Source organism: Shewanella sedimentimangrovi (genome assembly GCF_017354965.1).
Lineage (GTDB): Bacteria > Pseudomonadota > Gammaproteobacteria > Enterobacterales > Shewanellaceae > Shewanella > Shewanella cyperi.
Map to the genome: position 1 here is coordinate 1,759,967 of NZ_CP071502.1, position 26,642 is coordinate 1,786,608.

The 26,642-nt window shown below is 54.0% G+C and carries 31 protein-coding genes; 15 read left to right on the forward strand and 16 right to left on the reverse strand.

What is annotated here, in order from left to right:
* Window positions 1-69: 69 nt before the first annotated feature.
* Window positions 70-480, reverse strand: a complete 411-nt coding sequence (locus tag JYB85_RS07490) for a YccF domain-containing protein (RefSeq protein ID WP_207381691.1) — start codon at window positions 478-480, stop codon at window positions 70-72.
* Window positions 481-707: 227 nt separating this feature from the next.
* Between JYB85_RS07490 and JYB85_RS07495 the strand changes: the two genes are divergently transcribed.
* Window positions 708-1,673 carry a 1-aminocyclopropane-1-carboxylate deaminase/D-cysteine desulfhydrase gene (locus JYB85_RS07495; RefSeq protein ID WP_228730226.1) on the forward strand — a complete coding sequence of 322 codons (966 nt, stop codon included), beginning with the start codon at window positions 708-710 and terminating at the stop codon, window positions 1,671-1,673.
* A 12-nt stretch (window positions 1,674-1,685) separates the two neighbouring features.
* On the opposite strand, the gene JYB85_RS07500 is transcribed toward JYB85_RS07495, so the two are convergent.
* The gene (locus JYB85_RS07500) at window positions 1,686-1,859 is read right to left on the reverse strand and encodes a hypothetical protein (RefSeq protein ID WP_207319995.1); all 174 of its coding nucleotides are present in this window, start codon (window positions 1,857-1,859) and stop codon (window positions 1,686-1,688) included.
* Between the two features lie 242 nt (window positions 1,860-2,101).
* Between JYB85_RS07500 and JYB85_RS07505 the strand changes: the two genes are divergently transcribed.
* The 3 genes from JYB85_RS07505 (at window position 2,102) to JYB85_RS07515 (ending at window position 5,549) form a co-directional block, all read left to right on the forward strand.
* Window positions 2,102-3,796, forward strand: a complete 1,695-nt coding sequence (locus tag JYB85_RS07505) for a mechanosensitive ion channel family protein (protein WP_228730227.1) — start codon at window positions 2,102-2,104, stop codon at window positions 3,794-3,796.
* Window positions 3,793-4,407 (forward strand): class I SAM-dependent methyltransferase, encoded by a 615-nt coding sequence (locus JYB85_RS07510; protein WP_207381692.1) that lies wholly within the window; start codon window positions 3,793-3,795, stop codon window positions 4,405-4,407. Before JYB85_RS07505 ends, JYB85_RS07510 begins: the two co-directional genes overlap by 4 nt.
* A 200-nt stretch (window positions 4,408-4,607) precedes the next feature.
* Entirely contained in the window at window positions 4,608-5,549 is a 942-nt protein-coding gene (locus tag JYB85_RS07515) for a chemotaxis protein CheV (protein WP_207324058.1), read from the forward strand.
* Window positions 5,550-5,576: 27 nt separating this feature from the next.
* Here the strand turns inward: JYB85_RS07515 and JYB85_RS07520 are convergent, their stop codons facing one another.
* Both JYB85_RS07520 and JYB85_RS07525 read right to left on the reverse strand, forming a co-directional pair.
* Entirely contained in the window at window positions 5,577-6,218 is a 642-nt protein-coding gene (locus tag JYB85_RS07520; protein ID WP_207381693.1) for a hypothetical protein, read from the reverse strand.
* A gap of 4 nt (window positions 6,219-6,222) precedes the next feature.
* Window positions 6,223-6,582 (reverse strand): DUF2750 domain-containing protein, encoded by a 360-nt coding sequence (locus JYB85_RS07525; RefSeq protein ID WP_207319990.1) that lies wholly within the window; start codon window positions 6,580-6,582, stop codon window positions 6,223-6,225.
* A gap of 269 nt (window positions 6,583-6,851) precedes the next feature.
* Between JYB85_RS07525 and JYB85_RS07530 the strand changes: the two genes are divergently transcribed.
* The 3 genes from JYB85_RS07530 (at window position 6,852) to JYB85_RS07540 (ending at window position 9,618) form a co-directional block, all read left to right on the forward strand.
* Entirely contained in the window at window positions 6,852-8,018 is a 1,167-nt protein-coding gene (locus JYB85_RS07530; RefSeq protein WP_407695888.1) for a lytic murein transglycosylase, read from the forward strand.
* Window positions 8,019-8,184: 166 nt separating this feature from the next.
* Window positions 8,185-9,060 (forward strand): helix-turn-helix transcriptional regulator, encoded by an 876-nt coding sequence (locus JYB85_RS07535; RefSeq protein ID WP_207381694.1) that lies wholly within the window; start codon window positions 8,185-8,187, stop codon window positions 9,058-9,060.
* 75 nt (window positions 9,061-9,135) lie between these two features.
* Entirely contained in the window at window positions 9,136-9,618 is a 483-nt protein-coding gene (locus JYB85_RS07540) for an FKBP-type peptidyl-prolyl cis-trans isomerase (protein WP_207319988.1), read from the forward strand.
* A gap of 72 nt (window positions 9,619-9,690) precedes the next feature.
* Here the strand turns inward: JYB85_RS07540 and JYB85_RS07545 are convergent, their stop codons facing one another.
* On the reverse strand, window positions 9,691-11,607 hold the full coding sequence (locus JYB85_RS07545; RefSeq protein ID WP_207381695.1) for a M1 family metallopeptidase: 1,917 nt from the start codon (window positions 11,605-11,607) through the stop codon (window positions 9,691-9,693).
* Between the two features lie 172 nt (window positions 11,608-11,779).
* Window positions 11,780-12,736 carry a phosphotransferase family protein gene (locus JYB85_RS07550; RefSeq protein WP_207381696.1) on the reverse strand — a complete coding sequence of 319 codons (957 nt, stop codon included), beginning with the start codon at window positions 12,734-12,736 and terminating at the stop codon, window positions 11,780-11,782.
* Window positions 12,737-12,770: 34 nt separating this feature from the next.
* Between JYB85_RS07550 and JYB85_RS07555 the strand changes: the two genes are divergently transcribed.
* The 4 genes from JYB85_RS07555 to JYB85_RS07570 all read left to right on the forward strand — a co-directional run bounded on the left by JYB85_RS07555 (window position 12,771) and on the right by JYB85_RS07570 (window position 16,606).
* Window positions 12,771-12,998, forward strand: coding sequence for a DUF3389 family protein (locus JYB85_RS07555; protein WP_207381697.1), 228 nt, complete (start codon window positions 12,771-12,773; stop codon window positions 12,996-12,998).
* A gap of 178 nt (window positions 12,999-13,176) precedes the next feature.
* Window positions 13,177-13,869 carry an alpha/beta hydrolase gene (locus JYB85_RS07560; RefSeq protein ID WP_207381698.1) on the forward strand — a complete coding sequence of 231 codons (693 nt, stop codon included), beginning with the start codon at window positions 13,177-13,179 and terminating at the stop codon, window positions 13,867-13,869.
* A 358-nt stretch (window positions 13,870-14,227) separates the two neighbouring features.
* The gene (gene ushA, locus JYB85_RS07565) at window positions 14,228-15,940 is read left to right on the forward strand and encodes a bifunctional UDP-sugar hydrolase/5'-nucleotidase UshA (protein WP_207381699.1); all 1,713 of its coding nucleotides are present in this window, start codon (window positions 14,228-14,230) and stop codon (window positions 15,938-15,940) included.
* A 219-nt stretch (window positions 15,941-16,159) separates the two neighbouring features.
* Window positions 16,160-16,606, forward strand: coding sequence for an Hsp20 family protein (locus JYB85_RS07570; protein WP_207381700.1), 447 nt, complete (start codon window positions 16,160-16,162; stop codon window positions 16,604-16,606).
* Between the two features lie 99 nt (window positions 16,607-16,705).
* Here JYB85_RS07570 and JYB85_RS07575 read toward each other — a convergent pair whose 3' ends face one another.
* The 5 genes from JYB85_RS07575 to JYB85_RS07595 form a co-directional block, all read right to left on the reverse strand.
* Window positions 16,706-17,191, reverse strand: coding sequence for a hypothetical protein (locus tag JYB85_RS07575; protein WP_207381701.1), 486 nt, complete (start codon window positions 17,189-17,191; stop codon window positions 16,706-16,708).
* Entirely contained in the window at window positions 17,164-17,505 is a 342-nt protein-coding gene (locus JYB85_RS07580; protein WP_207381702.1) for a hypothetical protein, read from the reverse strand. The genes JYB85_RS07575 and JYB85_RS07580 overlap by 28 nt, the downstream gene beginning before the upstream one ends.
* 82 nt (window positions 17,506-17,587) lie before the next feature.
* The gene (locus JYB85_RS07585) at window positions 17,588-17,977 is read right to left on the reverse strand and encodes a DUF7674 family protein (RefSeq protein WP_207381703.1); all 390 of its coding nucleotides are present in this window, start codon (window positions 17,975-17,977) and stop codon (window positions 17,588-17,590) included.
* Between the two features lie 131 nt (window positions 17,978-18,108).
* Window positions 18,109-18,777 carry a hypothetical protein gene (locus tag JYB85_RS07590; RefSeq protein WP_207381704.1) on the reverse strand — a complete coding sequence of 223 codons (669 nt, stop codon included), beginning with the start codon at window positions 18,775-18,777 and terminating at the stop codon, window positions 18,109-18,111.
* A gap of 109 nt (window positions 18,778-18,886) precedes the next feature.
* Complete coding sequence (locus tag JYB85_RS07595) at window positions 18,887-19,264, reverse strand: hypothetical protein (protein ID WP_207381705.1); 378 nt, start codon at window positions 19,262-19,264, stop codon at window positions 18,887-18,889.
* Between the two features lie 275 nt (window positions 19,265-19,539).
* On the opposite strand from JYB85_RS07595, the gene JYB85_RS07600 reads away from it, so the two are divergent.
* Complete coding sequence (locus JYB85_RS07600) at window positions 19,540-20,502, forward strand: IS110 family RNA-guided transposase (protein WP_207379841.1); 963 nt, start codon at window positions 19,540-19,542, stop codon at window positions 20,500-20,502.
* Window positions 20,503-20,532: 30 nt separating this feature from the next.
* On the opposite strand, the gene JYB85_RS07605 is transcribed toward JYB85_RS07600, so the two are convergent.
* Entirely contained in the window at window positions 20,533-21,168 is a 636-nt protein-coding gene (locus JYB85_RS07605; RefSeq protein ID WP_207381706.1) for a LysE family translocator, read from the reverse strand.
* Between the two features lie 345 nt (window positions 21,169-21,513).
* Here JYB85_RS07605 and JYB85_RS07610 point away from each other — a divergent pair, with 345 nt between their 5' ends.
* On the forward strand, window positions 21,514-22,476 hold the full coding sequence (locus tag JYB85_RS07610; protein ID WP_324032989.1) for an integron integrase: 963 nt from the start codon (window positions 21,514-21,516) through the stop codon (window positions 22,474-22,476).
* Window positions 22,477-22,929: 453 nt separating this feature from the next.
* Here JYB85_RS07610 and JYB85_RS07615 read toward each other — a convergent pair whose 3' ends face one another.
* The gene (locus JYB85_RS07615; protein WP_207381708.1) at window positions 22,930-23,586 is read right to left on the reverse strand and encodes a TetR/AcrR family transcriptional regulator; all 657 of its coding nucleotides are present in this window, start codon (window positions 23,584-23,586) and stop codon (window positions 22,930-22,932) included.
* Window positions 23,587-23,670: 84 nt separating this feature from the next.
* Between JYB85_RS07615 and JYB85_RS07620 the strand changes: the two genes are divergently transcribed.
* On the forward strand, window positions 23,671-24,381 hold the full coding sequence (locus JYB85_RS07620) for a CPBP family intramembrane glutamic endopeptidase (RefSeq protein WP_207381709.1): 711 nt from the start codon (window positions 23,671-23,673) through the stop codon (window positions 24,379-24,381).
* 28 nt (window positions 24,382-24,409) lie between these two features.
* Here the strand turns inward: JYB85_RS07620 and JYB85_RS07625 are convergent, their stop codons facing one another.
* The 3 genes from JYB85_RS07625 to JYB85_RS07635 form a co-directional block, all read right to left on the reverse strand.
* On the reverse strand, window positions 24,410-24,964 hold the full coding sequence (locus JYB85_RS07625; RefSeq protein ID WP_207381710.1) for a cysteine dioxygenase family protein: 555 nt from the start codon (window positions 24,962-24,964) through the stop codon (window positions 24,410-24,412).
* A gap of 213 nt (window positions 24,965-25,177) precedes the next feature.
* Window positions 25,178-25,474: an antibiotic biosynthesis monooxygenase family protein gene (locus JYB85_RS07630; RefSeq protein ID WP_207381711.1), complete on the reverse strand. Its 297-nt coding sequence runs from the start codon at window positions 25,472-25,474 to the stop codon at window positions 25,178-25,180.
* Window positions 25,475-25,503: 29 nt separating this feature from the next.
* Window positions 25,504-25,959 carry a hypothetical protein gene (locus JYB85_RS07635; protein WP_207381712.1) on the reverse strand — a complete coding sequence of 152 codons (456 nt, stop codon included), beginning with the start codon at window positions 25,957-25,959 and terminating at the stop codon, window positions 25,504-25,506.
* Window positions 25,960-26,138: 179 nt separating this feature from the next.
* Here JYB85_RS07635 and JYB85_RS07640 point away from each other — a divergent pair, with 179 nt between their 5' ends.
* Complete coding sequence (locus JYB85_RS07640; RefSeq protein ID WP_207381713.1) at window positions 26,139-26,576, forward strand: MarR family winged helix-turn-helix transcriptional regulator; 438 nt, start codon at window positions 26,139-26,141, stop codon at window positions 26,574-26,576.
* Window positions 26,577-26,642: the final 66 nt, after the last annotated feature.

The window sequence follows — 26,642 nt, forward strand, 5'->3', positions numbered from 1 at the left end:
CTAAGCATAGCCGCTAAAGCGCCGGCCTTCCCGGCGCTTAGGCTCCGACGCTTAGCTCTGGTGCTGTGGTTAATCCCGCACAGGCACCACGGTACGGCCTATGGGGGTCAGACTCAGCAGTGCCAGCTTCAGGTGCTGGATGCCGAAGGGGATACCTATGATGGTGATAAAGCAGCCCAGGGCATGGGCCAGATGGCCTATGGCGAGCCAGATCCCGAACAGAAAGAACCATACCAGATTGCCGACAAATCCCAGTGGACCTGTGCCCAGATCTTCATGGCCGTGGAGCACCCGGCGGTTGACATGTTCCTGGCCGAAGGGCCAAAAGGCCAGCTCGCCTATGACAAAACAGGCTCGGCCAAAGGGGATGCCTATGATGCTGATAAAACACAGTAATCCTGCCAGCCACCATGCCAGCCCCATGACAAATCCCCCGAGCACAAACCAGGCAATGTTAAACAGCAGTCGCAGCAGTGGCATATAGCTCTCCTTGATTTCGCTGACGGCGGGACTTCTGTCCCGCGTGATTTGCCAATGTCCTAGCCAATACTGTGCCAAATTATGAATATCATTTAATAACAATGTATTATCCGTGCTTTTGCTGCCGAAGGGGGAAAGCCTGTTGGTCTGTTTCACCATAAGCCGGTGATTTTCACCAAGGCTCCACTGACGTACAATGGCCCGGCAATTAAGTACAGGAGCCCTATGTGTCGAGCCTTTTTCCACTGTCACCGTCACCGGTCGAGGAGTTCAACTTTGCCGGACACAGGCTGCTGGTCAAACGGGATGACTTGTTGCATCCACAATTCAGTGGCAACAAGGCGCGCAAATTTGCCTGGTTCCTGGAGCATGATTTTCCCGGGGTCAAACGGCTTATTGGCCACGGTTCGGCCCAGGCCAACTCCCTTTACTCAATGGCGGCACTGGCCAGGCTCAAGGGCTGGCACTTGCAGTTTTATGTTGACCATATCAGCGAGCATTTGCGCCTCAATCCCTGCGGCAACTTCAAGGCGGCCCTGGCACTGGGCGCCGAACTGATTGAATTGGGGGCTCAGGCCCGCAGGGAAGGGATGAATCTTGAGAGCTATTTGCAGCAGCACCTGGTCCCAACCCTGGGGCAAGACTGCTTGTTTGTCCCCGAGGGGGGGCGCTGTGGCTACGCAGAATATGGGGTTGCCGCCCTGGCACGGGAAATTGCCGAGTATGCCGCGACTAATGGAATTGCCGAACTTAAATTGATGCTGCCTTCCGGGACCGGCACCACGGCGCTGTTCCTGAACAAGTATTTTGCGGAGCAGGGCCTGGATATCCAGGTGCTGACCTGTGCCCTGGTGGGGGATGACAACTACCTAAAGGCCCAGTTCGCCGGGCTCGGAGCCCAGGAAAGGCACTTTCCGACCATTCTCTCTCCCGGACGCAAATACCATTTCGGCAAATGTTATCGGGAGTTTTTTGAGATCTGGTTGGCGCTGGAAAAGACCGGCACGCAGTTTGAGCTGCTGTACGACCCGCTGGCCTGGCTCCTGCTGCTTGATTACATGGATGCCCACCCCGATGCCCGGGTGCTATACCTGCATCAGGGGGGATTGCTTGGCAACGAATCCATGTTGCCCAGGTATGTGCGCAAATTCCCCGAACTGGCGCACGCCGCCGGTCTTTCGCTTGAACGCTAAGCCTCAGGCCATTCAACGATTACTGCTGAGCAGCCACTTCACAAAATTTTGCGCCTCGCTGCGCCGGGCAAAGGTCTGACGATTTTTGCCCTTGCCGTCCGTGTAAGCGATGGAGTTTTTGTTTACCGAAATCGCATCAACCGGAAATGCCACCTTAATATCATGACCGTCAGCCTTGTATGACATGGCCACTCTCCTTTTACATTGGGTTGCCTTGGCGATGGTTGGCATCGCACTTTTCCGCAGGGCTCAGGCCATTGGCCCGGCATCCTTGTCGGGGTTGTGCACCAGAGTCCCACAGACAGATGACAGATTAATGAAAGGGGATTCCTCTTTAATTTCCAGTCAGTTGCCGGACCAGTGTTGGCTGTATTGGTGCCATTTCGGTGCTAGACTGGGCCAAAAGCGCAAACACATAAGGACACAAGATGCAAAAGTCGCTTGGGGCAGTGATGCTGCTGTGGCTGCTGGCCATGGGGATGGCAACGACGGCCGAATCGCCATCGAATGCCACTGCCAATGCCGCCCAATCGGACCTGATAACGGCCGTGGCAAAGGAAGAGCAAATCGACCGGGAAATTGCCGGGGACATGGGGGCTGACGCCCACTTCGATTACCGCGATCCCTTGCATCGGGATACACCCAGGGGCGCCTTGCAGGGCTTTTTCCATGCGGCCGACGCTGAGGATTTTAACCTGGCGGCCAAATACCTGGACTTACGTTATCTGCCCCGCGGCATGAATATCCAGCAGGCGCCGGAATACGCCATGATGCTGCTGGCGATTATCGACAGGAATTTGTGGGTCGATCTGGCCCGGATCAGCGACAGTCCCGAAGGGGCGGTCAATGATGGTCAGACGGCGGAACGTGACAGTTTTGCGTCCCTGACTGTGGCAGGCCGGGAGGTTGAGCTGCTGCTGCAACGTGTGCCCGGCAGTAAGTCATCATGGGTGTGGAAGGTTTCCAGTGCCACTGTCGCCCAATTGCCCGAACTGTATCGCACCCTGGGCTACAGTCCGCTGGTGGAGTGGTATATCAGGCATGTGCCCGCCGGGCGCCTGCTGATGCTCGACCTGTGGGAGTGGGCGCTGATCCTCAGCCTGCTTGGCGGCGCTTTTATAGTGGTGCTTCCCCTGACCTGGCTGCTGCGGGCATGGCTGCTGCGAAGCCGCTGGCCATTGCGTTATGAGCTGGCCCGTCTCAGCAGTGGTGCGCTGCGTTTTTTGCTGGCTGTGCTGCTGTACAAGCTGGCGCTTGGCAATACCACCTTGCCGGCGCCAACCCGGGACATTGCCGATAACGGATTATTGCTCGCCCTGACCTCGGTGTGGATGCTGTGGAGCCTGACCGGCCTGGTTCAAAGTCACTGGCGCGAGCGTTTGATGGCCCGCGGCAATAAACAGGCTGCAGCCCTGTTGCGGCCACTGAGTAACCTTGTCCGTACCACTGTGCTGGCCCTGGCGACCCTGATGTGGTTGCAGCACATGGGCTTCAATGCCGGAGCGATATTGGCCGGTATGGGTATTGGCGGTATTGCGGTGGCCCTGGCTTCCAAACAGTCCATCGAAAATTTCATTGGTGCCGTCACCCTGTATGCCTCGGCACCGGTCAAGGTGGGGCAGCGCTGCAAAATGGGCGAGTTGGAAGGGCGGGTGGAGGAAATCGGTCTGCGTTTGACCCGTATTCGCACCCTCGACCGAAGTGTGCTGCATATACCCAATGCCAAGCTGGCGGAAATGGAAATTGAAAACCTGTCGGAGCGGGAGAAGATCCGCTTCAATCCGGCCATCAGGCTCGATTACGCCACCGGCGGTGAACAGATCCAGGCCATAGTCACAGACATCAAAGCCCTGTTGGCGAGACACCCCATGGTGGAAAAGCAACCGCTTGAGGTCACCCTGGGAGGCTTTGGCCAATTTGGTCTGGAGCTTAAGGTGCTTGCTTATCTCGCCACCACCAGTGTTGCCACCTATCATCAACTGGCCCACGAGCTGCATTTGGGCATCATGACCATCATAGAGCACCATGGCTCCTCCCTGGTGCCGGCGGCCATGGTGATGGGTGCAGATGAAAAGGGTTCCGGTCGTGAATGGCCCAATCCCAAGGTGGTACAAGCGGAATGAAATTAAATGACTTTGAACGCTCCGTGGTGCGTTCCCGCGCCAGGCGTATTTTGCAGGACAGGGTCGAGGCCCCCTTGTTGTTGTCACTGTATGACAAGGGCCCGGGGCCCTGCGCCGCGGCGCTGGAAATAGGCTGCGGTTTTGGCAACGGGGTCGACTTTATCCGCCGCCGGCTCGGGGCCGAGCGGGTCACAGCGGTGGATTTGGACCCGACCATGGTGCAAAGCACCAGCGACCGGTATGCCCATGAGCCCTGGTTTAATGCCATGACTGCAGATGCCACGGCCTTGCCCTTTGCCGATGGCTCATTTGATCTGGTATGCAACTTTGCCGTGTTTCATCACATTCCCAATTGGCAGGGGGCCGTGGCCGAGGTATATAGGGTGCTGACACCCGGCGGCTATTTTCTGCTCACGGATCTCTATCGCAGTGCCATCTGCAATCCCATCGCCAGGCGGCTGTTTGACCATCCGCAGCAAAACCGCTTCGACCACAAGCAATTTTTGGCCGAGGCCAGACGCTGTGGCTTTGCGCCGGTGGGGCAGCATAATTTCTGTAACCTGGCGGGACAAATGCTGCTGCAAAAGGTTGTGACTCAGGTTCGCCCATAAGCTCCAGCGAGGCGCTGGAATGGGGGATATCCAGGCTTGCCGCTGGCAGTGGCAGACAGTATTTGAAAATGGGATCTGCACCACACTGACAGCGCCCAAACCCGGGTAACGGCCATATTATGCCCCGGGCTTTGCCGCTATAATCCATTGCAGTTCAATTTTTTAGCCCGGGCTTATGTACCGGGAAAAGAGACAGGGTTATGGCGAAAATTCTTGATTCAGTGGACTCACGCACTCAGCTGGTAGGTGAAAACCGACTTGAATTGCTGCTGTTTCGGCTCAGCAGTACCCAACTGTTTGCCATCAACGTGTTCAAGGTCAAGGAAGTGGTCAAGCTGCCGGCGCTCAGCGCCATGCCCGGCAGTCACCCCCATGTGAAAGGCGTTGCCAATATTCGCGGTACCTCGATTCCTGTCATCGATTTGCGGCGGGCCATAGGTTTCAGCCCGGCACCGGCAGGGGGCGATGCCAACCTGATCATCACCGAATACAACCGCAGCGTGCAGGGCTTTCTGGTGGGCAAGGTGGAGCATATTGTCAACATGACCTGGGGTGACATATTGCCGCCACCCAAGTCAGCGGGGCGCAACAACTACCTGACGGCCATTACCCGTCTTGATTACCAGGGCATGTCGCAGCTGGTGTCCATCATTGATGTGGAGAAGGTGCTGGCGGAGATCATTCATTACAACGTGCGCATAAGTGACGGGGTATTGGATCAATCCCTGCTGCAGGCCATGCCCGGCAGGCAGGTGCTGATAGTGGACGATTCGGCCACGGCCAGGCGTCAGGTGCGTGATACCCTGGCGCAACTGGGGTTGGAGATTATCGAAGTCAACGATGGTTTGCAGGCCTTGCAGTTGCTCCAATCCTGGTGTGATGAAGGCATCAATGTGGCCGATGCGCTGCTGATGATGATCACAGATGCCGAAATGCCGGAAATGGACGGCTATAAATTGACCCACGAGGTGCGCAGCGATCCCAGAATGCGCGATCTCTACATTACCCTTAACACCTCACTCAGTGGCAGCTTCAACAATGCCATGGTGGAAAAGGTGGGCTGCGATAAGTTTATTTCCAAGTTCCAGCCCGACAGGCTGGTGGAAGTGGTGCAGGACAGGTTGCGGGACTTACTCGGCTGAGATCTCTCAGGGCTTATGGGGTGGGAATTATGCCTGCCCCAACTCGGCCCGCACATCGCGGATAAGCATTTGCTTCATGGCGGGAGTCGACCCCAGATGCAAGCGGCACAGTCGCAGGGCATAGCCAAAGCGTTCATGCCCCACCAGGCCGAGCAAGGTTTCCAGTAACTGCTTATCCAGGCTCCAAATCCCCACGTAATGGCGTACCGCTGCCAGTACCGAAGCAAATTCCAGCCCATCAAAAGTGAAGCGGGTATCGGATCCCGACTCATCCAGGGGGATGCCATTGAGCGCCAGCGGCCATCCGCGGGCGTTGACCCTGTCCCTGGCCACCTCAAACATGAACCAGGCGCTTTTTTTAAAGCCGCCAAAGATCTTGCACTCAAATTCCGACTGCTCCAGCTCTTCCCTGGTCCAGTTGCTGCCGATGGCCAGATGCTTGGCATAGCGGGCCATCAGTGCATCCTTGACCGCCAGGCGGCACTCGTAAATCGAGGTTAAAGCTTGTTGACGGGCCAACTTCAGGCACTCGTCACAGGCGGGCACGGCAAGGGAGGGATGGGGGCAAAAGGGCGGGGCCGGATAGTCGAAGAGCCCACGGCAGGGCTCTTCACAAAACCAGCACTTGTACCGCTTGTCAAAAGGGATATCGACCGCGGGACTCGCCATGGGCTTATTCGGCTTCAACCTCGGCCAGCGCCTTGGCGACATCAACCGGATCCAGCTCCAGACAATCTTCGTTGGCTTTCCAGTCAACACCGATCAGCACGCCGTCATTGTTCAGATCTTCCACCCAGTATTCGAGGAATTCTACCAGGCTGATGGAGGCCACCAGGTAATTGGCCCACTCCTCGGTGCAGTGGCTCTTGGCCAGCGCTTCGCTGGACCACAGTGGCATTACATCCGTGTCTTCGTATTCGCTTGAATCACACACAACCCAGCCTTCACCGCCCGCATCCTGCAGTCCCCAAAGCAACTGGCTTTCTTGTACATTGCTGACAAACTGGCCCAGCTCGGTGTTCATTTCGCTCATCTTGGACTCTCTCATTCCGAAAATTGCTGTTGATTATACGGCAAAAACAAGCAACACCAAGGAATTTTACCGCCTTAATTTGCCTGCCAAGCATTGCCTTTGCTGCCCCGCTATTGCAGGATGGGGCTCAAACACAAGCCTCACCGCCTTTTGGCGTAGCGAACCTTCATTTTCCCGTTCGCAGCCTGGCAGGAGCAAGCAAGGAGTCCCGAGTGAAATTCAGCCGTATTTTTTCCGCGCTCTTTTTAGTGGCGACGAGCGCCCAGACACTGGCCAACACCCAGGCCGGTGATATCCCACCCCATGATCCACAGGCTTTTGCCGCCTGTTTGCAGGCCTTGCACACCAAGGCGCAGCAGCAGGGACTTGGTGACCAGAGTCTGGCCGCCATCGACAAACTCAGCTACGTCCCCAGGGTGATTGAGCTGGACCGCAACCAGCCGGAATTCACCCAAACCTTCGAAGGCTATTTCAGCAAGCGCATCAACGACTGGCGGGTGCAACAGGGCCGTAAAATGTTCAAGGAACAGGGCCCGCTGCTGAAAAAATTGCAGCGGGAATACGGCATTCCGCCCCAGTATCTGTTGGCGTTCTGGGGCCTGGAAACCAACTTCGGTGCCTACAAGGGCAAGATGCCGGTGCTGGATTCACTGGCGACCCTGGCCTGTGATGCCCGTCGCAGTGAGTACTTTACCGGTGAATTGCTGACGGCCCTGGCGCTGGCGGAGCGCAACAAGTTGCAACCCGATGCCTTGATTGGCTCCTGGGCCGGTGCCATGGGACACACCCAGTTTATGCCCTCGGCTTACAGCAAGTATGCCAAGGACGGAGACGGTGACGGCCGGGCCGATCTTATTGGCAGCGTGCCCGACGCCCTGACCTCGGCTGCCAACTTTCTGATGCACCTGGGTTGGCAGCGCAACGAACGCTGGGGCAGGGAAGTGGCCCTGCCGAAAAACTTCGATTTCAGCCAGCTGGGGCGGGACCATAAACTGCCTCTCGCCGACTGGGCGGCCAAGGGGGTGACCCTGCCCTCGGGTAAGCCATTACCCGTGGCGGACATGAAGGCGGCGTTGTATCTACCGGCAGGACACAAGGGGCCGGCCTTTATCGGTTACAGCAATTTTGATGTGATCATGCGCTGGAACCGTTCAGAATTTTATGCCATTGCCGTGGGGCATTTGGCCGACAGGATCAATGGCGCAGTGGCACTGACGGTGGCACCGCCGGTGCAGCCGGTACGCAGCCGCGCCAGCCTCAAAGCCCTGCAGGATAAGCTCAATACCCTGGGTTTTGATGCCGGAAAGGCAGACGGGGTCTTGGGGGCCAAGTCCTTGGCCGCGATCCGTGCCTTTCAGCAAAGCAAGGGGCTTATCGCCGACGGCTTTGCCGATGACGCGACCTTTGAAGCCTTGGGGCTTTTGCATACAGAATAGGTGCATACAGAATAGGTGCATACCGAATAAGTGCTTTCCGAATAGTGAAGCTTTTCCGTAACTTGCTCGATTTTTAACGGATGCACTCAAATTGATTGCCTGATGCCAAAAGAGCTTGTAACTTCGGGCCATGCGTTATTAACCCAAGCGTGAACGGATGTGCCCCATGTCACTGGATGAACTCAATCACGGCCAGAAACAACGTCTGGCCTTTATCGATTTCAGTTTGCAATACTTCGGCGAAGTAAGTCGCCAGGATCTTATCGCCAAGTTTGCCACCGGCCTGGCGGCGGCCACACGGGATCTGGCCTGCTATCGCGAGCTGGCACCGGCCAATATGCAGCTGGTACACCAGACCAAAAGTTACCATCGTTTACCCGGCTTCAAGGCCCTGTTTCCACACGATCCCGAAAGTATACTGCACGGCCTGGCAAGGGGCTTCGGTGACGGCTTGTCACACCCTGTGCGTCCGAGCGCCGTGTGCCTTGATGCCGTGTCCCTTATTCATCCCTCACCGGAAATTATTGCCGCCCTGATGCGTGCCATCCAGGCGGGCGCTTCGCTGAAACTCCACTACGTGTCCACCTCGTGCGGCGAGCGCCAGCGGGAAATCGTGCCCCATGCCCTGGTCAACAATGGCCAGCGCTGGCATGTGCGCGGTTATGACCGCTTGGGTGGCAAGTTCAGTGATTTCGTGGTGACCCGCATCAAGGGGATCAGCGGCCAGGGGCCGGAACCCGAGCAGCATGAGCTCGCCGCGGCCGATGATTATTGGCAGCGACTGGTGACCCTGGTGCTGGTGCCGCATCCATCGCTGGCACACCCGGAGGCCATAGCCCTGGATTTCAACATGGTGAAGGGCAAACTTGAGATCCCCTGCCGGGCGGCTCTGGCGGGTTACTTGCTGCGCCAGTGGAGTGTGGATTGCAGTCCGAAACAGCAGATCCGCTCCGGTGTCTGCCAACTGGCGCTGGCCAACCCGGAAGTCCTGACCGATATTGAACATCTGACCATAGTACCGGGCGCCCAGGTAAAAGCCTGAGCCCCGATAGCGCTGGAGGCGCGGCCGCAGATTTGCTAAGCTGCCGCCCTTTCAGGCTCCAACAGGAAGAATCCCATGAGCATTAAAGACGATATGGTAGTGCAGTTTTTCTATACCCTGCGCGACGAAAAAGGTGAGGTACTGGAAAGCAACGAGGGCCATGAGCCTGTGGCTTACCTGCACGGCCATCACAACATGATGCCCGGCGTGGAAAAGGCCATTGAAGGCAAGGCCGTGGGTGACAAGTTCAGCGTGACCCTGCCTGCCAGCGAAACCTACGGTGAGCGCATTGAAGGCGCCGAGCAGCGTGTTTCCGTGAAACACCTGCTGGGTGCCAACAACTGGAAACCGGGCATGCGCGCCGTGGTGCACACGGATCAGGGCCAGCGTCAGGTAACAGTGCTCAAGGTCGGCAAGTTCATGGCCACAGTGGACATCAACCACCCTCTGGCCGGTCGCGAGCTGACCTTTGATCTGCACATCAGCGATGCCCGCGACGCCACTGCCGAGGAAATCGCCCATGGTCACGCCCATGGCGTGGGTGGTCATCACCACTGATCTCTGGTGTCATCTCTGTAAAAAAGCCCGGCATTGCCGGGCTTTTTGTGTTTTGTATTCGAGCTGTTGTGATTAACGTAGCAGCTTCTCTATGCTCGCCACTGTCACCGGGTGATAACCTGGCTTGGCTTTGGCGAAGATGTCCCGGGCCCAGGCCTTTTCGCTGGACGCCGCCAGCGCTTCGTACAGTGGCACCACCAGGCGGCGCCGTCCTATGTGCTCAAGATATGCGCCCAGCTCGGGTTTGACCTCATAATAGCCGCAGGCAAGTGCCAGCTTGAACCAGGAAAAGGCGATTTCACTGTTGCCCTGTTGGCTGAGCCCGAAGTGAGTGTCCAACTCCGCCAACTGCGGATGGCTGAGATCCCGCGGCAGGTTGTTCAGCAGGTGCAGCCAGTGGTGCACTGTCCAGCCCGCGGTATCTATGTCACTGGCCTTGAGCTTGCCGTTTTGCCATAGCTTGGAATCCCTATCAACCCTATCGAAGGCATGGCTGCCGGGGTTGGGCAAGACGGGTCCCGGGCCTTCGCCCTGGAGCCAGGTTTCGATTTCGGTTTCTGTTACCCGGCCCGGAAAGCGTGACAACAGCTCTGCGTTCAGATAGCGACGGAATTCCCGCCTGTCGATGCTGGTAAAGGCATGGTGCTCGAAATAGCCCTTGAGAAAAGTATCGAATGGCTCGCGGCCAAAGGTCTGCTCCAGAAATACCAGGAACTGTTGGCCCTTGGTGTAGGGCACGCTGCTGAAGGCATCATCCGGATCCCGCTGCCCCAGATCCACCTCCAGCCGGGTATCGGCGCCATCGAGGCTGCTGACCTCGTCGCGCAACTCACCCACGGCGATGCTTTGCTCCATCAGGGCCCGCTCCCTGCCGTAGAGATCTTCCATGATGCGGTTTTCCACATAACTGGTGAAGCCCTCGTTGAGCCAGAGGTCATCCCAACTGGCGTTGGTCACCAGGTTGCCGGACCAGGAGTGGGCCAGCTCATGGGCAATCAGGCTCACCAGACTTTTATCGCCGGCGATAACCGTCGGGGTGATAAAAGACAGCCTGGGGTTTTCCATGCCGCCAAAGGGGAAGCTGGGGGGCAGGATTAACAAGTCGTATCGACCCCAGCGGTAGTCACCATAGCGCTTGGAAGCGATAGCAATCATCTCCGGGGTCTGCTCAAATTCCGCCTTGGCTTTGGCCAGCATGGCGGGCTCGGCCCAGACACCGCTGCGGTCGTCGAAGGCGTCAAAGCTCAGCTCGCCGGCGGCCAGGGCAATAAGGTAAGAGGGAATAGCCTGGGGCATATTAAACACAGTCACGCCATCCACAGCCTCGGTGCGCTCGGCGCCCATGACCACGGTAATGTTCTTGGGGGCATGAATGCGGGCGCTGAAGGTGCTGCGCACCGCCGGCGTGTCCTGCAGTGGCAGCCAGCTACGGGCATGTATGGCCTGATTCTGGCTGAACATAAAGGGTTGGCGTTTACCCTGGGTCTGGGCTGCGCTCAGCCACTGCAGCCCCGAGGCCACCTCCGCGGAGCGGTAGTTGATCCGTACCTTGGGCGCCCGGGCGTTGAGCCGGATTTCCACTGGCTCGCCCATGACCCCATGGTGGGCGCCGAGACTGAATTGAGCCTGATGCCATTGGCCATCGCTGTTCAGTGCCTGCACCGAGTGGATGTCTAGGCCACGGCTGTCGAGCAGCAGATGCCGACTGTCGCTGTGCCAATCAAGGCTCAGTTCCACCTGGCCTTCGATGCGCTGCTGTTCAAAATCGAGGCTGAGATCCATGGCTATATGGCTGACACTCACCTCGCGGTAGTTGGCAAAGGTGAGCCTGTCATTGGCTGATATTGAGGTTGAGGCAAGCGCTGAGGCCTGGGATTCAGAGGCTGTCGGCGTAGCCGAGGGCAGGGCGGGAGTGGCACTGACCGATAAGGGCAGGGACAGGGCCAGCAGTGCTGCCAGGCAGCCGGTGATGGTTTTGAAATTATTCATATTATTCTTTTGGTTGTGAAATCACTTTTTAAATGGACGCTATTTGCTGAACTTAGCCCCGGCTTGCACGCGGTCCCGGGGCGGCAAACCTGCAATCGTCTATGGCGCGGCATTATACCCTCTGGGGCCGGTGCGGGGCAGAACTCAGGCACAGGGTGATGCTGAATTTTGTTCAGCCACTGCTAAAGCTGCTCCTGAGAAAGTCCTGGCTCCCCTGACTGTGAAAGCCATATTTGTCGCCATACCAGAGCACGAACAGCGCCTTGCGCCGTGCCTGGAACTCGCAGCGCTCTGCCAGGCTGGCGGGCGCCAGAGCTTGCCAAGCTGTCTCTCCGAGATGTTGCCGGTAACTGGCCAGCAGCTGCTGACCAAAGACCTTGCCGGCGCGGCGCAGCAGGGGAGCAAAATCCAGCGCCGGATCCTGCAGACAGCAATCACTGAAATCCAGCACAGCCCCAAGCCGTGGGGGGCTTTGCGAACAGGCCTCTTTCAGCAGCAAGTTGGCCGGACCGAAGTCGCCATGACAGAGCACCGGCTTGAGCTGACGGCCGTCGAGCCCACGCTCATGGGCATCGCGGAAATAGTGCTCGGCAAGCTTGAGCGCCTCCTGTGACAGCTGCCGGATTGCCATGGGCCAGAGGCTGGTCCAAAAATCCCCATCGCCGTAGGGATAGGCCTCAAGTCCCGGAAATTGGGGCCGGGTGCCGTGAATGGCGGCTAGTACCCGGCCCAGATCCCGGGCGAGCTCAAGGTTGTCATCGGTCAGCCGAGCCGGGCTCATTCCCATGCCGGGCAGGCGCGGGTACAGGAGTCCGGGCTGGGGTGGCGGCGCAGATGCTTTTTCCGGGGCCACGGGCATGGTCAGAGAATTGGCCAGCGGCTGTGGCAGCGCGACACCCGCCAACCTTGGTCCCAGTATCTGGAGTATTCCGAGTTCAAGAGCGGTATCCGCCAGCCGGGGTGTTTCCGAGTGCCTGTCCGAGAGGGCCTTGGGCAGGCGCAGCACCCAGGTGCGGTTAATCTCGATGACCAGATTGCTCCAACCGCTGTCATTGATATGGGTTTCGGTTATAGGGGCACCGATTTGGGCTTCAACCCAGGCGCCAAGCGTTGCAGATAGCTGATACAATAGCGTTTTCGAAATTAGAGTGAAGTAGTGAGCTATGGTAATCCCAGTCCCGGGTGGAAAGCTAATCATAACGCCCCACGAAGTGCAGGCCCGCCTGGCAGAGGGTGCCGTTGCCCTGTCGGCCCTGGTGGAAGATGTGCGCTTGCTGCACAAGGCCGGTTTGCTCATCGCCGACGCCGGCGCCGTGCGCTGGCAACTGAAGTTGAGTGCGGAGCAGCTTCAGGAGATCCGCGAACTTCTCGGCTTGCCCGAGACCGAATGAGCGTCAGGCACCTTGCCGTCCTGAAAGGGCAGTCGCTTAGGGGCTGTCGCTGAGGGCTGTCGCTTAGAGGCAGTCGCTTAAGGGCAGGGCCGTTAACGGCTCGGTGAATTGGCCTGCAACTTGTCACCATGGCTGCTATCATGGCCGCCGCACAGAATCTCAATAATGGAAGTTTTCTATGTCAGCCAACAGCTATTCCCTGCTGATTAATGCCATCGTTATCGAACCCAAGGTCGAAGCCCGTTACTCGGTGATCTGGCTCCATGGCCTGGGCGACTCAGGTGCCGGTTTTGCCCCCGTGGTTCCTGCACTGGGGTTACCTGCAGATCATGCCATTCGTTTCATCTTTCCCCACGCGCCGGAGCAGCCGGTCACCATCAACGGTGGCTATGTCATGCGCTCCTGGTATGACATCAAGAGCATGGATTTGCACGACAGGGCGGACATGGAAGGGGTGTTGGCCTCCGAATCCCTGGTAAAGGCGCTGCTTGAGGCCGAAATCGCCAAGGGCATTCCGGCCGGGCGCATTGTTCTTGCGGGGTTCAGCCAGGGTGGGGTCATGAGCCTGTTTACCGGATTGCGCTTTCCAGAGCGTCTGGCGGGCATTATGGCGCTGTCCTGCTATTTGCCTCAGGGTGATGCTTTGCCGGAGCAATTGAGTGCGGCCAATGCGGGCACCAGGATATTGCAACAACATGGTACCGAGGACGATGTAGTGCCACTGTTTGCCAGTGAAATGGCGGCATCGGCCTTGAAAAAAGCCGGTTATCCACTGCAGTGGCAGACCTATCCCATGCCGCACAGCGTACTGCCAAACCAGTTGACAGATATAGCAAACTGGTTGCTGGAAACCTTTGCCAAGGCCGAATAAAACCGGCTTCAATACGGTATCAAAAAGAACGCACCCTCTGGGTGCGTTCTTTTTATGAAACAATACGCCAGAACGGCATGCCTTTAAAAAATGCAGGTTTTACCGAGTGTTCTGTTGCTGACTCGGAAAACAACCAACTTGCAACATGATATTAACCTCATTACCCGCAGCCTCTTGTTCTCTTAAATGCATAAAGCGTGAAATTAAATGCTTTTAAAATATGCACATAGCTCACGTTTGTTCATATTTCTGCCACATTCGCATGTCAATGTTGCTATTATTGCGCCCGGAACAAGAATAATGTTCCAGCCAAAACATAAGATGATGGTAAAAACATAATATTCAAGGGGTTGATTATATGTCTGCGAAATTGGTAAAAGGCCTGCTGGCCACGGCCGTATTGGCCGCCCTGGCCGGTTGTAACGGCAGTGACAATGAGGTTAAGGTGCCTGCCAGTTGTGCCGAAGCCGGCGATGCCTGCAAGGTATTCACTGTATTGCACACCAACGACAACCATGGCCGTTTCTGGGAAAACAAAGACGGTGAATATGGTATGGCGGCCCGCAAGGCTCTGGTTGATGCTATTCGTGCCGAAGTAGAGAGCAATGGCGGTGAAGTACTGCTGCTGTCCGGCGGTGACATCAACACAGGTGTGCCCGAGTCTGACTTGCAAGACGCGGTTCCAGACTTCATCGGCATGAACAAAATAGGCTACGATGCCATGGCTGTGGGTAACCACGAGTTCGACAACCCACTGTCTATCCTCGATATGCAGCGCACTTTGGCCGACTTTCCCTTCCTGGCGGCCAACATCTATAAAGCCGACGGCAGCCGTTACTTCGATGCCTACAAGGTATTCGAGCTCAATGGTGTGAAAGTGGCCGTGATCGGTCTGACCACCGAAGACACTGCCAAGATTGGCAACCCTGAATTTATCAGCGAGCTGGAATTCCGCGATCCCAAAGAAGAAGTGGCCAAGGTCATCAAGGAAATCAAAGACGGCAAGCTGGCCGACATCATCATAGCCACCACCCACATGGGTCACTATGCCGATGGCCAGAACGGCAGCAATGCTCCAGGTGACGTGGCCATGGCCCGCGCCCTGAACCAGGGCGACCTGCAGCTGATTGTCGGCGGTCACTCTCAAAACCCTGTGTGTATGGAAGCCGGCAACACGGCTTACGCCGAATTCCAAGCCGGTGACGACTGTACCCCGGATCAACAAAACGGCACCTGGATCATGCAGGCCCACGAATGGGGCAAGTATGTGGGTCGCGCCGATTTCGAATACTACAATGGTGAACTGCACCTGGCGTCTTACAAGTTGATCCCGGTGAACCTGGTCAAGACAGTAGTCGACGAGTCCGGCAACAAGAGCAAGGTGCTGGTGGCCGACAAGATTGAGCCCGATACCGAGCTGAAAGATCTGCTGCAGTACTACCAGGATCGTGGTCAGGGCAAACTGGACGAAGTAATAGGTACCACAGACGCCAAGCTGGAAGGCGACCGCGCCGTGGTCCGTGGTCAGCAAACCAACCTGGGTCGTCTGATCGCCATGGCTCAGGCCACTCAAGTCAACGCCGACTTCGGTGTAATGAACTCAGGTGGTGTGCGTGCCTCTATCGCCGCCGGTGACATTTCTTACCGTGATGTGTTGACTGTGCAGCCTTTCGGCAACACAGTAACCCTGAGCACCATGACAGGTGCTGAAGTCGCCGATTACCTGGCTGTTGTGGCCAGCATGCAACGTGGTTCAGGCGCTTATGCCCAGATCACCGGTGTTAAGATGACAGTGGATTGTACCGCCAAGTCTGTGGCCATCAGCGAAATCAACGGTAAGGATTTCAGCGACACCGACAGCTACACCTTTACCGTACCCAGCTTCAACGCCGCCGGCGGTGACGGCTATCCAGCCCTGACGCCTATCCAAACCGGTTATGTGGATGCCGACGTGCTGTACAACTTCTTCAAGGCCAAAGAAGCCATTGTGGCTGCCGACTATGAGCCGATGGGCGACATAGTTTACACCAACTCCAACAGCCCTCTGGGTTGCGAAGTGACCGCGCTGTAATTGCAGTAACAAGCTCCAACCGAAAAAGCTACCCTTGGGTGGCTTTTTTACTTTTGACGCTTGAAAACTTTTACCCCAGCCCCATATCAGTACCAGAGTCGCTCTATGAGGACTCGGGCATCGCCTTCGGGGATGCCGCTTGTGGGCCGAATGGGCCCGATACCGGCGCGATATTGTCGGCCAACTGATTATATTGCTTAAACATTAAGGATATAGACTATGCGTAACTATGATTTGACCCCACTTTACCGCAGTGCCATTGGCTTTGATCGTCTGGCACAACTGGCAGAACATGCCGCCGCCAACAACGGCAACAACGGTTATCCTCCCTACAACATCGAACTCCTGGGCGAGAACCGCTACCGCATCACCATGGCGGTCGCCGGCTTTGCCATGGAAGAGCTGGAGATCAGCAGCGAAGGCGAAAAGTTGTTGGTGAAGGGCAACAAGCAGGACAAGGCAAGTGAACGCAAATATCTGTATCAGGGCATAGCCGAGCGCGGTTTTGAACGCACATTCCAGCTGGCCGACTATGTGACAGTGACAGGTGCCTACCTGGAACACGGCCTGCTCAACATCGATTTGGTGCGGGAAATTCCCGAAGCCCTCAAACCCCGCCGGATTGAAATTGGCAACAGGCCCTTGATTGAGTCTGATGCCGAATAAGGCGACTGCAGTGATTTACATATAATAACGCCGGCCACTTGGCCGGCGTACTTTCGTCTCAATCAGCACCTGTAGTCTGCGGAATGCCACAGTCGCTTATTATGTTGCATTTGGCTTAATACAAGACGCAGTTGGAAAGCCGTAAGTTGAAGTAACGTTATGCTTAACTTTTATTTCAACTTCTTTTTCCTTTATGGATAGAATTTCGATCCCCCTATTTTTAAGTAAATCAATCAATTCCAAGCATGTATTGTATTCTGATTTACTAGGCAAATTATATTTTTCATCTCTTTTTTTGAGTGCTTTCAAAACCCTGTTCTGTTCCACTGATGAGAGCTTTTGATGATATTTACCTTCAGAATCTAAGTAGGTATTTCCATAAACATGCTTCATCTTACTAAATTTACTATTTTCGTTATCTGTGCTGGAACAACCAACTAAAACAAAAAAAATCAGGAAAAATGAATACTTCATGTGCACTCCTCTTGCAACATAACGCCCAAAGCAGCGGCGCGCGTTAGCGCGTCCAGCCCGCAGGGCGATGCTGCCTTTGCTTGTTAAGTGTTTTTGTACAGTTTTGCCCATGAATTCCAATCATCTTCGTTACGCAGATAAACCAATAGTGGAAGATGCTCCATTCGACATGGGTATGGTATAGTCAACATTTCTTCCTTATAGCTGCGATGATTTCTTGAATAGTTGGCAATAATGTTTGTCAGTACAACGCTAGCGACTTCCAGGGCATCTTCACTAGGCTCACCATCGAAAATAAAGCGTGCAACAAAGTCTTCGCCGTCTGGAGATAGCTGAAAAGACACTGCCCTAAAAGAAGGGGCAACCTCTCCAAGAAGGGCTCCTTGAGCGTACTGCATTAGTTTTAAGTCGTGATCAGTTCTCATAGACACTTAACGCCGCCAGCACAGGCGAGTGAAACGAGTCCAGCCAGCTTGCTGGCGATTGTGGCTGGCTTTGTTATGTGATTTACCTATAGTGCTCAATTTTGATGCCTTGGAACTCATCACGAGCTTTGCAAAAAGATACAGCTTGTCGACCTATAAGTGGCGCCCAATATTTTGGCTCCACGGTTGTTTGATTCTGTAATGATTCCAGAAAACCTACAGAAATAAGATTTGATACGTATTCATCCCCTTCACTTAAGAGCGTTTCCACTAAAAGAAATCGCTCCTCAGTATTTTCGTAATTGCCTTCAGATATATTCTTAATAAGTAAATTTGACAGGTCTGACATCAAAATATAATAGAGAAACTCACCATCATTACTTATCCAAGATTCGGCATTTTTAGCGAACGCATCTCTAAACCCAGGATAGGTTTTGGATAGCATTTTTAATGATTCATCTATATTAATCATGTTTCGTAATTCATTTCACATAACGCCCCGCTCAGCTGCGGCTGGTATGGAGCGAATTTTGTGTTAGTGTTTGAGCGCCAGCGAGTGACACAAAAGGCGCGTAGTACCAGCCGTCAGACTGGAGCGGTTTGTTAAGCGTGACTCTCAACATGCTCATTATTTCTGCTGCTAATTCTTTTCCAGAATGCATAACAGATACTATAGAAACGATACAAGGGGTAGACCAGTATAACCAATAAGGTGGCTAAATCGCCCAAATTGCGGTTATTGTAATAATATTCAGATGGATGAAGTAAATTCGGTGTACCGCCTTGATCCATATTCATTTCCAGCTTTAAACCCTCTTCAGATAAACCTACTATTCTTTGATCGGTTTTTATCCTATAGACGAAATACCCATTAGATTCTGTTTCGCCAAAAATTGCATCATTGCTTATGCCGACCATGACAATATCACTGACCATCGCTTCCCCGCCATCTGGGCTTGGCCACAAATTCCATTTGTCTGGAGCATCAATTGCGCCCAAAGATAGGTCTCCACTAACTGGGAGCGACCAGTAATCCGTTAATGGAGGGTCAACCTTTCTAATGAATTCACAAACTACAACGTTAATAATAATTGCTAATAAAAAATAAGGCGCTAGCTTTATTGGAAACCAAAAAAATTGACTGACAGCGACAGTCTTCTTTTGCTTCAGAAGTGAAACTAGCCTAGCGATGGAGACAAAAGCTAAACCTAGAATACTCGCCAATATCAAATAAAGAATACTTACAAAAACTAATTGAAATACTGGCCCCAAAATTGGCTCCTATTCGAATAGCGCTTAACGCCCACAGCAGGGGCGGCCGAAGCGTAGCGTAGGCCGTCCCGCGCAGGCCCGTAGGGCCGGAGCAGCCTGCCTGTGTTTGTTATAGGGCGCAGTTACGGTGTACTCCAATATGGTCTTTAAAGTCTATATATTCTTTTGTATTAGTGACTCCAATGTACACAACATTGTCCTTTCCCGTATTGAGAATCGTAATAAAACCATCCGGAACGTTTGATTCATAAATTTCACCACCATGGTTAATTGCATCCATAGTTAAACCACATTCCTTTAGCCAATCCGAAAGCTGATTCGGTGAAATTTTAAACTTCGCACAGTAGGCCATCTTATCTCCATTGATGGAAAGGTTTGCGATTCCTTCAGGAAATTTTATATCGTATCCGTCTTCTCCGACCCTAATGCAATCATTAGCCTTAACCAGTGGTGAAAATAAAACTATCAGTAAAATAATAAATTTCATGGTAGCCCTATAACGCCGCGCTCTGTGGCAAATTTGGAGCACAGCGGAAAATTTGTCCGACAGCAGCGCCTTGTATGGTTCATTCCGTGTGTTTTTGGGTAAATTGAGGCCCACCCTCAACGGCCATTGAGGGCCTTCATGCAGCAGCTCGATTTAGCGCAGGCTCCTCTTGCGAGAGACCGGTAACAAGTGTGCAGCGCTGCATGACTCTTTAGCGACAACTCGAACAGTCATCGGGGCCTCGAGCCCGTATAGCAAGGCAGAGTCAGCTTATTATGAATACCACGGAAATCCAATCTGAAATCACAGTCGGAGTAGACGTCAGCAAGTCCAAACTCGACATCATGCTTTACCCGTTGAATCTGTATTTCACCGTTGCCAATGAAGCAGCAGAAATCCAAAAGGTGATTGTCTTACTGCAATCCCATCGCATCAGTCGCATTGTCACTGAAGCCACAGGCCGCTATGAACACGCCTTTGTGTTTGCCTGTGATAAAGCCGGATTGCCGGTCGTGGTGGTCAATCCCATTCAGGTCAGACGCTTTGCTCAGGCGATAGGCGTACTGGCCAAAACCGATAAACTGGATGCCGGCGTCCTTGCGCAGTTTGGCGCCACGCTCAAGCCAGAAATCAAGCCCATTCCAGATGAACAATCCAGGTTAGTCAAAGACTTACTCGTCAGGCGCACCCAATTACTGGAGATGTCCACCATGGAGAAAAATCGCCTGCAAATCCTGCCAAAGCCACTACACGCTTCTATCAAAGCCATGCTTAAAAGCCTTGAAAAGCAGATAGACACACTCACCAAACAGTTGGATACCCTGGTCATGCAATTCAAAGGCTGGCGTGAAAAAGCCGACATACTGACCAGCGTTCCCGGGGTAGGCAAGGTATTGGCATACACCTTACTTAGCGACTTACCCGAGCTTGGCAAACTCAATCGCAAAGAAATCGCCGCGCTGGTAGGCGTTGCCCCCATGAGCCGCGAGAGCGGCAGTTACACAGGTAAACGCCGTATTCGCGGAGGTCGAGCCAGGGTGCGAACCGTCATGTTTATGGCCATGATGTCAGCCATCCAGTGCAATCCGGTTTTCAAACGCTACTATGAACATTTAAAGGCCCAGGGAAAACTGCCCAAGGTGGCATTGATAGCCTGCATGCGAAAGCTCTTGGTCACTCTCAACACCATGATGAAAAACGGGACTCGGTGGGGCGAAGAATCACCTGAATTGGCGTAATAAATATTGACGGAATGCCACAGTCACTTGTTAGGGCTTGAAACTCTCAGCAACAAACTTACTACCCATTGACCACATTAATACACCTGAACCTTTGTTGATGTAGGACTTAAATCGTAAATAACTGGCTTGAGCCTTTGGACTTGATAGCAAAATAGAAACTAGGAAGTACCAAGAAAAACTTAAGACAAACACACCAACAACTAATATTGATGTTGTATGAACAGGAACTTTCACGGGTAACATGGCTGCAAACACACTGCTAAATACAATTGCAGTCTTTGGATTACTTAACTGTGTCGCCAAGCCAAGAACTACCGCCTTAAAATGAGCTGGTTTGCTAGTTAGCTCTGCGTCAGCAGAAACAACTTTGTTTTTGCTCGCACGCCACATTTTCACCCCTAGACAACATAGATATAGACCACCAAGAATTTTGAATGCTACGTAAAACTCAGGCACAGCGTCAAAAAGTGCAATGAGCCCCATTGAGGCAATAAATACAAATGTACTTGCCCCCAAACCTAAACCTATAGAAATACACATGGCTTCAGATCTAGATTTTGATATGGCTGTTTGCGCAACCAAGATAAATGAAGGGCCTGGTGTCATCGCGCCAATGAGTAACAGCGTAGCGATTGGCAGTAGAAATAAGTATTGCTCCAACATTTATAATCATCCTTGTACTAACTTGTGTGATTGAGCCCTAACATTTGTATAGTGTGCCGGCTCATTTATCACCTCAGACCAGTGAAAAGCGTGCCGGATAATTCACCGATTATTCATCTGGTTAGTGGATTTTGTCCACATCAATTTACAAGCAAAGCGTGCTGGCACGCTTTGCACTTTTTAACGGCCTGTTATTCAAATCCGTTATTTATTCAAGCTTTTGATTTAAATGGTCATTAATTTTAATGACTACTGCAATCCGTGCCATGCAGATTTGCAAAGCGTGCTTGCATTTTCGTCACAACCAATAACACTGTGTTTATATACAGTTATTGGTTGAGGTGAATTATGAGTAACAGCCCCTTCCTTTTGGCAGTTCGGGACAGCATGCGTTTGAGAGGTTATAGTTTGCGCACAGAGCGTACTTACCTGCACTGGATTAAGTTTTACATCCTGTTTCACCAAAAACGGCATCCTGAAACCATGGGTGCTGAAGATGTAACTGCGTTTTTAACCTATCTCGCTGCTCAAAGGCATGTTGCGGTAAATACTCAAAAAGTCGCCTTGAACGCCTTGGTCTATCTCTATCAGCAGTTTCTACAGACCGAACTTGGCGACCTGGCTTTTTCTTTGGCAACCAAACAGCGGCACTTGCCAACAGTGTTAACAGTAACTGAGGTGACACGGATCCTGGCCAAGCTACAGGGTGTAGCATTACATGTAGTTCAAATGCTTTACGGCAGTGGACTTCGTGTCACCGAATGCCTGCGGCTCAGGATCCAAGATGTGGACCTGGAGAACTTGTCTGTAACGGTTCGAGATGGAAAGGCCAATAAGGACCGTCAAACCTTACTCAGTCGAAGCTGCCTATCTTGGTTGCCACAACAGATTGAACACAGCCTTCAGATCCAGCGGAAAGACAATCAAAACAATGTTGGCCCATCTATGCCTACCGCGCTTTCGTTGAAGTATCCAAACGCATTTCGCGATCCCGGATGGATGTACATATTTCCAAGTACAGGCGTATGTCCTCATCCCATTACAGGTGAAATTTGTCGTCATCATCTTCACGACAGTGCCATACGTAAAGCACTTCAACCTGCCGTCCGTGCCGCCGGCATACGAAAGAAGATCAATTGCCATACCTTTCGTCATTCATTCGCAACCCATTTACTGCAAGCAGGTTACGACATCCGCACTGTACAGGAGCTATTGGGCCATAACGACGTCAAGACAACTCAAATATACACCCACGTGCTGGGGCAACACTATGCCGGAACAGTTAGTCCGTTGGACCGTTTGGGCTGAGTGTGTTGCTGGCTGAAGCTTACCCAATAAAAGACATGGCTACCGCACGGGCTGAAGTACTGTGCTTCGTCCCTTAGCTTAGTTTTATCTCCTTGAATCAGTATCTTGGCAGAGTTTGCTGTAACTGGGCAAGCAAAAAATGGAATCGCTTTTTGTCTTTAGTCAAAGGTCACACCTTTGCCGGAGTGGAACACCTTTGAACAAGCACTGCCGCACCAGTGACCATCGGCGACATGGACGTCGCCGGTGAGCCTACAGGGAAGTATTTACGGCGTGTCACGGGTGTGGCAGTGCGAAAGCCCACGGCAGGTGATTAATTGCATCAGATGCTGGATGTCAGGACAGAACACAAGATAACGGTCGTGCCGTCGGTAGAAGGTCCTGGGTATCCAGCTGGGGGTGCCCAGCCTGCCTCTGGGCAAGGGTATTTACATCATAAAGTCCATCTGCGGCTTAACCGCTGAGACCTTGCTGTGCAGGAGCCTTGGCTGCCAGTAAACTGGCGGCATGCTTAATGGTCTCGGGCAGGGTGGTGCAGGCGGCTGTTATCATGGCGTCGTCATTCACGCCATCGCGCATCCAATCCCTGAGCCTGGTTTCCAGCAGCATTTGCGCCAGTCCATGGAGTTGCGACCACATCATGATGCAAAGGGCGCCGGTATGTCGGCAGTCAGGCAGCAGCGCGTTGATGGCCTGACGCAGGGTCTCGAAGGCTTCGCGCGACATGCGGGCGATATCGGGATCCGGGTTGGCCTCCAGAATATCCGACATAAACATCAGCCGGTACATGGCCGAATGTGCCAGAGCAAATTGCAGGTAGCTGCGGCCCACCTCGGTCAGGTTGGTTGCGGGGTCATTGCTGTGACTGCGCTGCCTATGCGCCAGTTCGCGAAATCCCGCGCTGGCTACGGCAGAAAGCAGGGCTCGTCTGTCGGCGAAATGGCGGTAGGGGGCGTTGTGGGACACCCCGGCCCGGGCGGCTACGCCTCGCAGGCTTAGTGCATCGGGTCCTTCGCTGGTCAGTATTTCGCTGGCGGCCTGCACCAGGGCAGTACGCAGGTCGCCATGGTGGTAGTTGGCTTTCTTGTCTCGTTCAGGCGTTTTGGTCATGGTTCCAATTTATGTTGACAGTGACAACATTTGCATGGTCTCATGTTGTCACTGTCAACATCAAGCGTTTTGTCGAGGAAGCTTATGAGTACCACTTATTCCAATACCCCTGAGGGTGGGACCAATCTGACCAAGTCCATGAAGGGCAGCGCTCTTTGGGCAGGATTGGCGCTGGCACTCGGGGTGCCGACGCTGCTGGCCTTGTTCAGTCCCCAGTCTTGGTTTTCAGATGCCGGTCAAACAGTGGGCGTAGCCATAAGTGAACTTTGTTTCTGGCTGCTGGCACTGGCACTGCTGTTGCTGGTACGTTTCGGCGAGCACTCTCCCTGGTCCAGTATGGGCTTGGGCAAGCCGCGCTGGGCCAGCCTTGGCTGGGGCCTGGTTGCCGGTGTGGTGCTGTTGCTCCTATACCCCATGGTGCAGGGTCTACTGAAGGCGGTGGGACTGGATCCTTCGCAGATGAGCAGCCTTGATCTCAAAGCGCTGCCGCCCTGGATGGTTATTGGCCTGGCCCTGAGGGCCGGCATTGTGGAGGAAGTCCTGTTTCGCGGATATCTGCTGGAACGGTTGGGAACCCTGTTCGACCAAAGACAGCTTGGCGCTTTGTTGTCGCTGATCTTTTTTGTGGCTGTGCATGCCAAAAGCTGGTCTGCGGGACATTTGATTTTTGTAGCCATAGCCGGCGCCATGTTGACCGGGCTCTATCTGTGGCGCCGGGATCTGTGGACCAATATTGTGGCCCACACCCTGACCGATGGCCTGGGGTTGTTGGCACTGCGCTTTGCCCCGGCCTGAGGGGACTTTTCATTAACGGCACACAGCATTAACGGGAGGGGATTTGATTAAACCTGTCCTCGGCCTCCTGGAACAACCTTTTCACCTTGACCACGTCCCAGGGCTGTTCCTGATGGGTTTCGGGATCCCACTCGCTTCGGGGCTGTTCGGGGGCGAAGAAGTCCCCGCCATAGACGTGCAGGGCACAGGTCATCTTGCCTATGGGATTGAGTACCGAATGAATGGCATCGCTGCCGAGCACTGTGACATCGCCGGCGCCCAGGGAAGCGGCGCCGCTGGCCTCTATGCTGCCGGGGGTTCTGCGCCAAAAGATATTATCTTCCCGGCCTGAATAGATGCCGACCACCGAAAACATCTGGTGATTGTGGGGCATCAGACTCATGCAGGGGGCCCAGACAAAGTGGATGATGGTGAGTTCGGCCGAGCGGTACAGCGGCACAATGCCCGCATGCAGCGGTTCACCGAAGGCGGCAAACAGGCCCTGGGGTCTGGCCACGGCGTTTTGCATCAGCTCACGCAGGGCATCGGCGCTGTCTTTTCTGGCACTGATACAGTTCTGGATAAAAGCGTCTTTATCAAACATGTCTCCTCCACGTAACTATGTCCAAATGGCACAGAGCATCAGGCGTCTGGCTGTGCTTATCACTTTATATTCATGAACAAGTATAAGCCTGTGGCAGAAAGCCGGCCGCTTTAGGGGGAAAGGGAGATAAAGGTGCTGGAAACCAGTCAGTCGGAAGATTCCTGGTGAAATACGCCGGTAAGCTCCGGCGTCTATTTTCTGAGGCTCAGTGACTCAAGTGCGTATTATGCGATACAGCGCCGGATCGCCGCTGAGCCCTTCTACTTCGCACGGCCCCAATGCGGCGCGCATTTTGGCTGCAGCCTGGTAAAAGGCCTCTTCCGAAGCCCAGTTGGCGACATTGATAAGCTCAAAGGTCGCGTCAGGCCTCAGCGACCGGTGCAGTGCCGTGGATAGGTAGCCAGGCTGCTGCTGCATAAAGTCACGGTGGCGTTCCCAATAGGCAATGGCTTGTTCCAGCTTACCCGCGGGGACTGTGAATGGGTTGATAAGGATCACGGCTTCGGACATCTCTCCTCCTTTTTGTTGCCGACTAATAGTTAATTGGCCGCCAATGGCTGACGAGGCCCCTGTTTGCGCCGGCCGCTAAGTTTGAGGCCGTCGCGTATGTTCAAGCTCATCAACACCAGGTTAGTGGCACCGGCCAGGAGTTCCACTGCTTGCAGCAGGTAAAAGCCTGTGTCCAGAGATGTGACCAGCTGCTTGAGCACCAAAGCGCAGGGCAGGAGTACAAGCAGACCGTTGATGGCGATAATTTTCATTCTGTGTTGTTTCTGCCTTACCAGACTTCCCGAGCGTCCCATGGTTTGGGCGCTGACCCCGGTGAGCATCATGGCCGGGATCAACACCCAAAGCCCTGGGGTGACTATCAGGTGCTTGATATTGGCGATTTGCGCCTGGGTCCCAAATAGCTCCACCACCAGTGAACTTAAAAAGAAGCTCGCAATGCACAGGGTCGCTAATAAGGCTGCGGCGATATGGAGTGTCTTTTTCATTGGCTATGTCCTCAGGCGCTGCTGACGCGGGGCCGTTCTCGGGATAAGATATGACAATAAGCTGTCAATTGTGACAGCATGTTGTCATGTTGCTTTGGCGGTGTCAATCATGACAATGTGTTGTCAACTTGGGCTCGCAAGAAATGGGTTTGGAAGGAATGAGTGTGGAAGGAATAAAGATGCAGCGTACAACCGAAGGCCAGCTGTTTACCGAAATTGTGCTCGAAGTATTCAAGCTGTCGGGGCTGCTGGCCACCGAGGGGGACAGATTGGGGCGCGATCAGGACATGAGCAGTGCCCGCTGGAAGGTGCTGGGTGCCCTGGCCAGCACGGACAGTCCAATGACTGTGTCTCAGGTGGCACATGCCATGGGACAAAGTCGTCAGGGAGTGCAGCGGCTTGCCAATGAGATGCAGTCCCTGGGGATGCTGGATTTTGTCGACAACCCGGCGCACAAGAAGGCCAAGCTGCTGACCGTGACTCCTCAGGGGATGGCCTTATTGAATGCGATGGAGCAGCGGCAAATTCCCTGGGCCAATGACTGTGCCCGGGACTTGGACCCGGTGCAGCTGGCACAAACCCTGACGCAACTGCGGGCCTTAAGCGCCAAGTTTTAAAGGCCGGATTGGTGGAAGTGAAAGGGCCATAAAAAAACCGGGCCAGGCCCGGTTTTTTAACTCAGT

Excerpts from the sequence above, each read along its gene's own strand:
- JYB85_RS07575 (WP_207381701.1), bottom strand. The coding sequence starts at position 17,191 with ATGGGCAAAACTGTACAAAAACACTTAACAAGCAAAGGCAGCATCGCC.
- JYB85_RS07510 (WP_207381692.1), top strand. The coding sequence starts at position 3,793 with ATGAAATTAAATGACTTTGAACGCTCCGTGGTGCGTTCCCGCGCCAGG.
- JYB85_RS07545 (WP_207381695.1), bottom strand. The coding sequence starts at position 11,607 with ATGAATAATTTCAAAACCATCACCGGCTGCCTGGCAGCACTGCTGGCC.
- JYB85_RS07585 (WP_207381703.1), bottom strand. The coding sequence starts at position 17,977 with ATGATTAATATAGATGAATCATTAAAAATGCTATCCAAAACCTATCCT.
- JYB85_RS07555 (WP_207381697.1), top strand. The coding sequence starts at position 12,771 with ATGGTAATCCCAGTCCCGGGTGGAAAGCTAATCATAACGCCCCACGAA.
- JYB85_RS07630 (WP_207381711.1), bottom strand. The coding sequence starts at position 25,474 with ATGTCCGAAGCCGTGATCCTTATCAACCCATTCACAGTCCCCGCGGGT.
- JYB85_RS07525 (WP_207319990.1), bottom strand. The coding sequence starts at position 6,582 with ATGAGCGAAATGAACACCGAGCTGGGCCAGTTTGTCAGCAATGTACAA.
- JYB85_RS07515 (WP_207324058.1), top strand. The coding sequence starts at position 4,608 with ATGGCGAAAATTCTTGATTCAGTGGACTCACGCACTCAGCTGGTAGGT.
- JYB85_RS07580 (WP_207381702.1), bottom strand. The coding sequence starts at position 17,505 with ATGAGAACTGATCACGACTTAAAACTAATGCAGTACGCTCAAGGAGCC.
- JYB85_RS07535 (WP_207381694.1), top strand. The coding sequence starts at position 8,185 with ATGTCACTGGATGAACTCAATCACGGCCAGAAACAACGTCTGGCCTTT.
- JYB85_RS07560 (WP_207381698.1), top strand. The coding sequence starts at position 13,177 with ATGTCAGCCAACAGCTATTCCCTGCTGATTAATGCCATCGTTATCGAA.
- JYB85_RS07600 (WP_207379841.1), top strand. The coding sequence starts at position 19,540 with ATGAATACCACGGAAATCCAATCTGAAATCACAGTCGGAGTAGACGTC.
- JYB85_RS07615 (WP_207381708.1), bottom strand. The coding sequence starts at position 23,586 with ATGACCAAAACGCCTGAACGAGACAAGAAAGCCAACTACCACCATGGC.
- JYB85_RS07595 (WP_207381705.1), bottom strand. The coding sequence starts at position 19,264 with ATGAAATTTATTATTTTACTGATAGTTTTATTTTCACCACTGGTTAAG.
- ushA (WP_207381699.1), top strand. The coding sequence starts at position 14,228 with ATGTCTGCGAAATTGGTAAAAGGCCTGCTGGCCACGGCCGTATTGGCC.
- JYB85_RS07540 (WP_207319988.1), top strand. The coding sequence starts at position 9,136 with ATGAGCATTAAAGACGATATGGTAGTGCAGTTTTTCTATACCCTGCGC.
- JYB85_RS07635 (WP_207381712.1), bottom strand. The coding sequence starts at position 25,959 with ATGAAAAAGACACTCCATATCGCCGCAGCCTTATTAGCGACCCTGTGC.
- JYB85_RS07490 (WP_207381691.1), bottom strand. The coding sequence starts at position 480 with ATGCCACTGCTGCGACTGCTGTTTAACATTGCCTGGTTTGTGCTCGGG.
- JYB85_RS07520 (WP_207381693.1), bottom strand. The coding sequence starts at position 6,218 with ATGGCGAGTCCCGCGGTCGATATCCCTTTTGACAAGCGGTACAAGTGC.
- JYB85_RS07625 (WP_207381710.1), bottom strand. The coding sequence starts at position 24,964 with ATGTTTGATAAAGACGCTTTTATCCAGAACTGTATCAGTGCCAGAAAA.
- JYB85_RS07620 (WP_207381709.1), top strand. The coding sequence starts at position 23,671 with ATGAGTACCACTTATTCCAATACCCCTGAGGGTGGGACCAATCTGACC.
- JYB85_RS07640 (WP_207381713.1), top strand. The coding sequence starts at position 26,139 with ATGCAGCGTACAACCGAAGGCCAGCTGTTTACCGAAATTGTGCTCGAA.
- JYB85_RS07500 (WP_207319995.1), bottom strand. The coding sequence starts at position 1,859 with ATGTCATACAAGGCTGACGGTCATGATATTAAGGTGGCATTTCCGGTT.
- JYB85_RS07570 (WP_207381700.1), top strand. The coding sequence starts at position 16,160 with ATGCGTAACTATGATTTGACCCCACTTTACCGCAGTGCCATTGGCTTT.
- JYB85_RS07505 (WP_228730227.1), top strand. The coding sequence starts at position 2,102 with ATGCAAAAGTCGCTTGGGGCAGTGATGCTGCTGTGGCTGCTGGCCATG.
- JYB85_RS07605 (WP_207381706.1), bottom strand. The coding sequence starts at position 21,168 with ATGTTGGAGCAATACTTATTTCTACTGCCAATCGCTACGCTGTTACTC.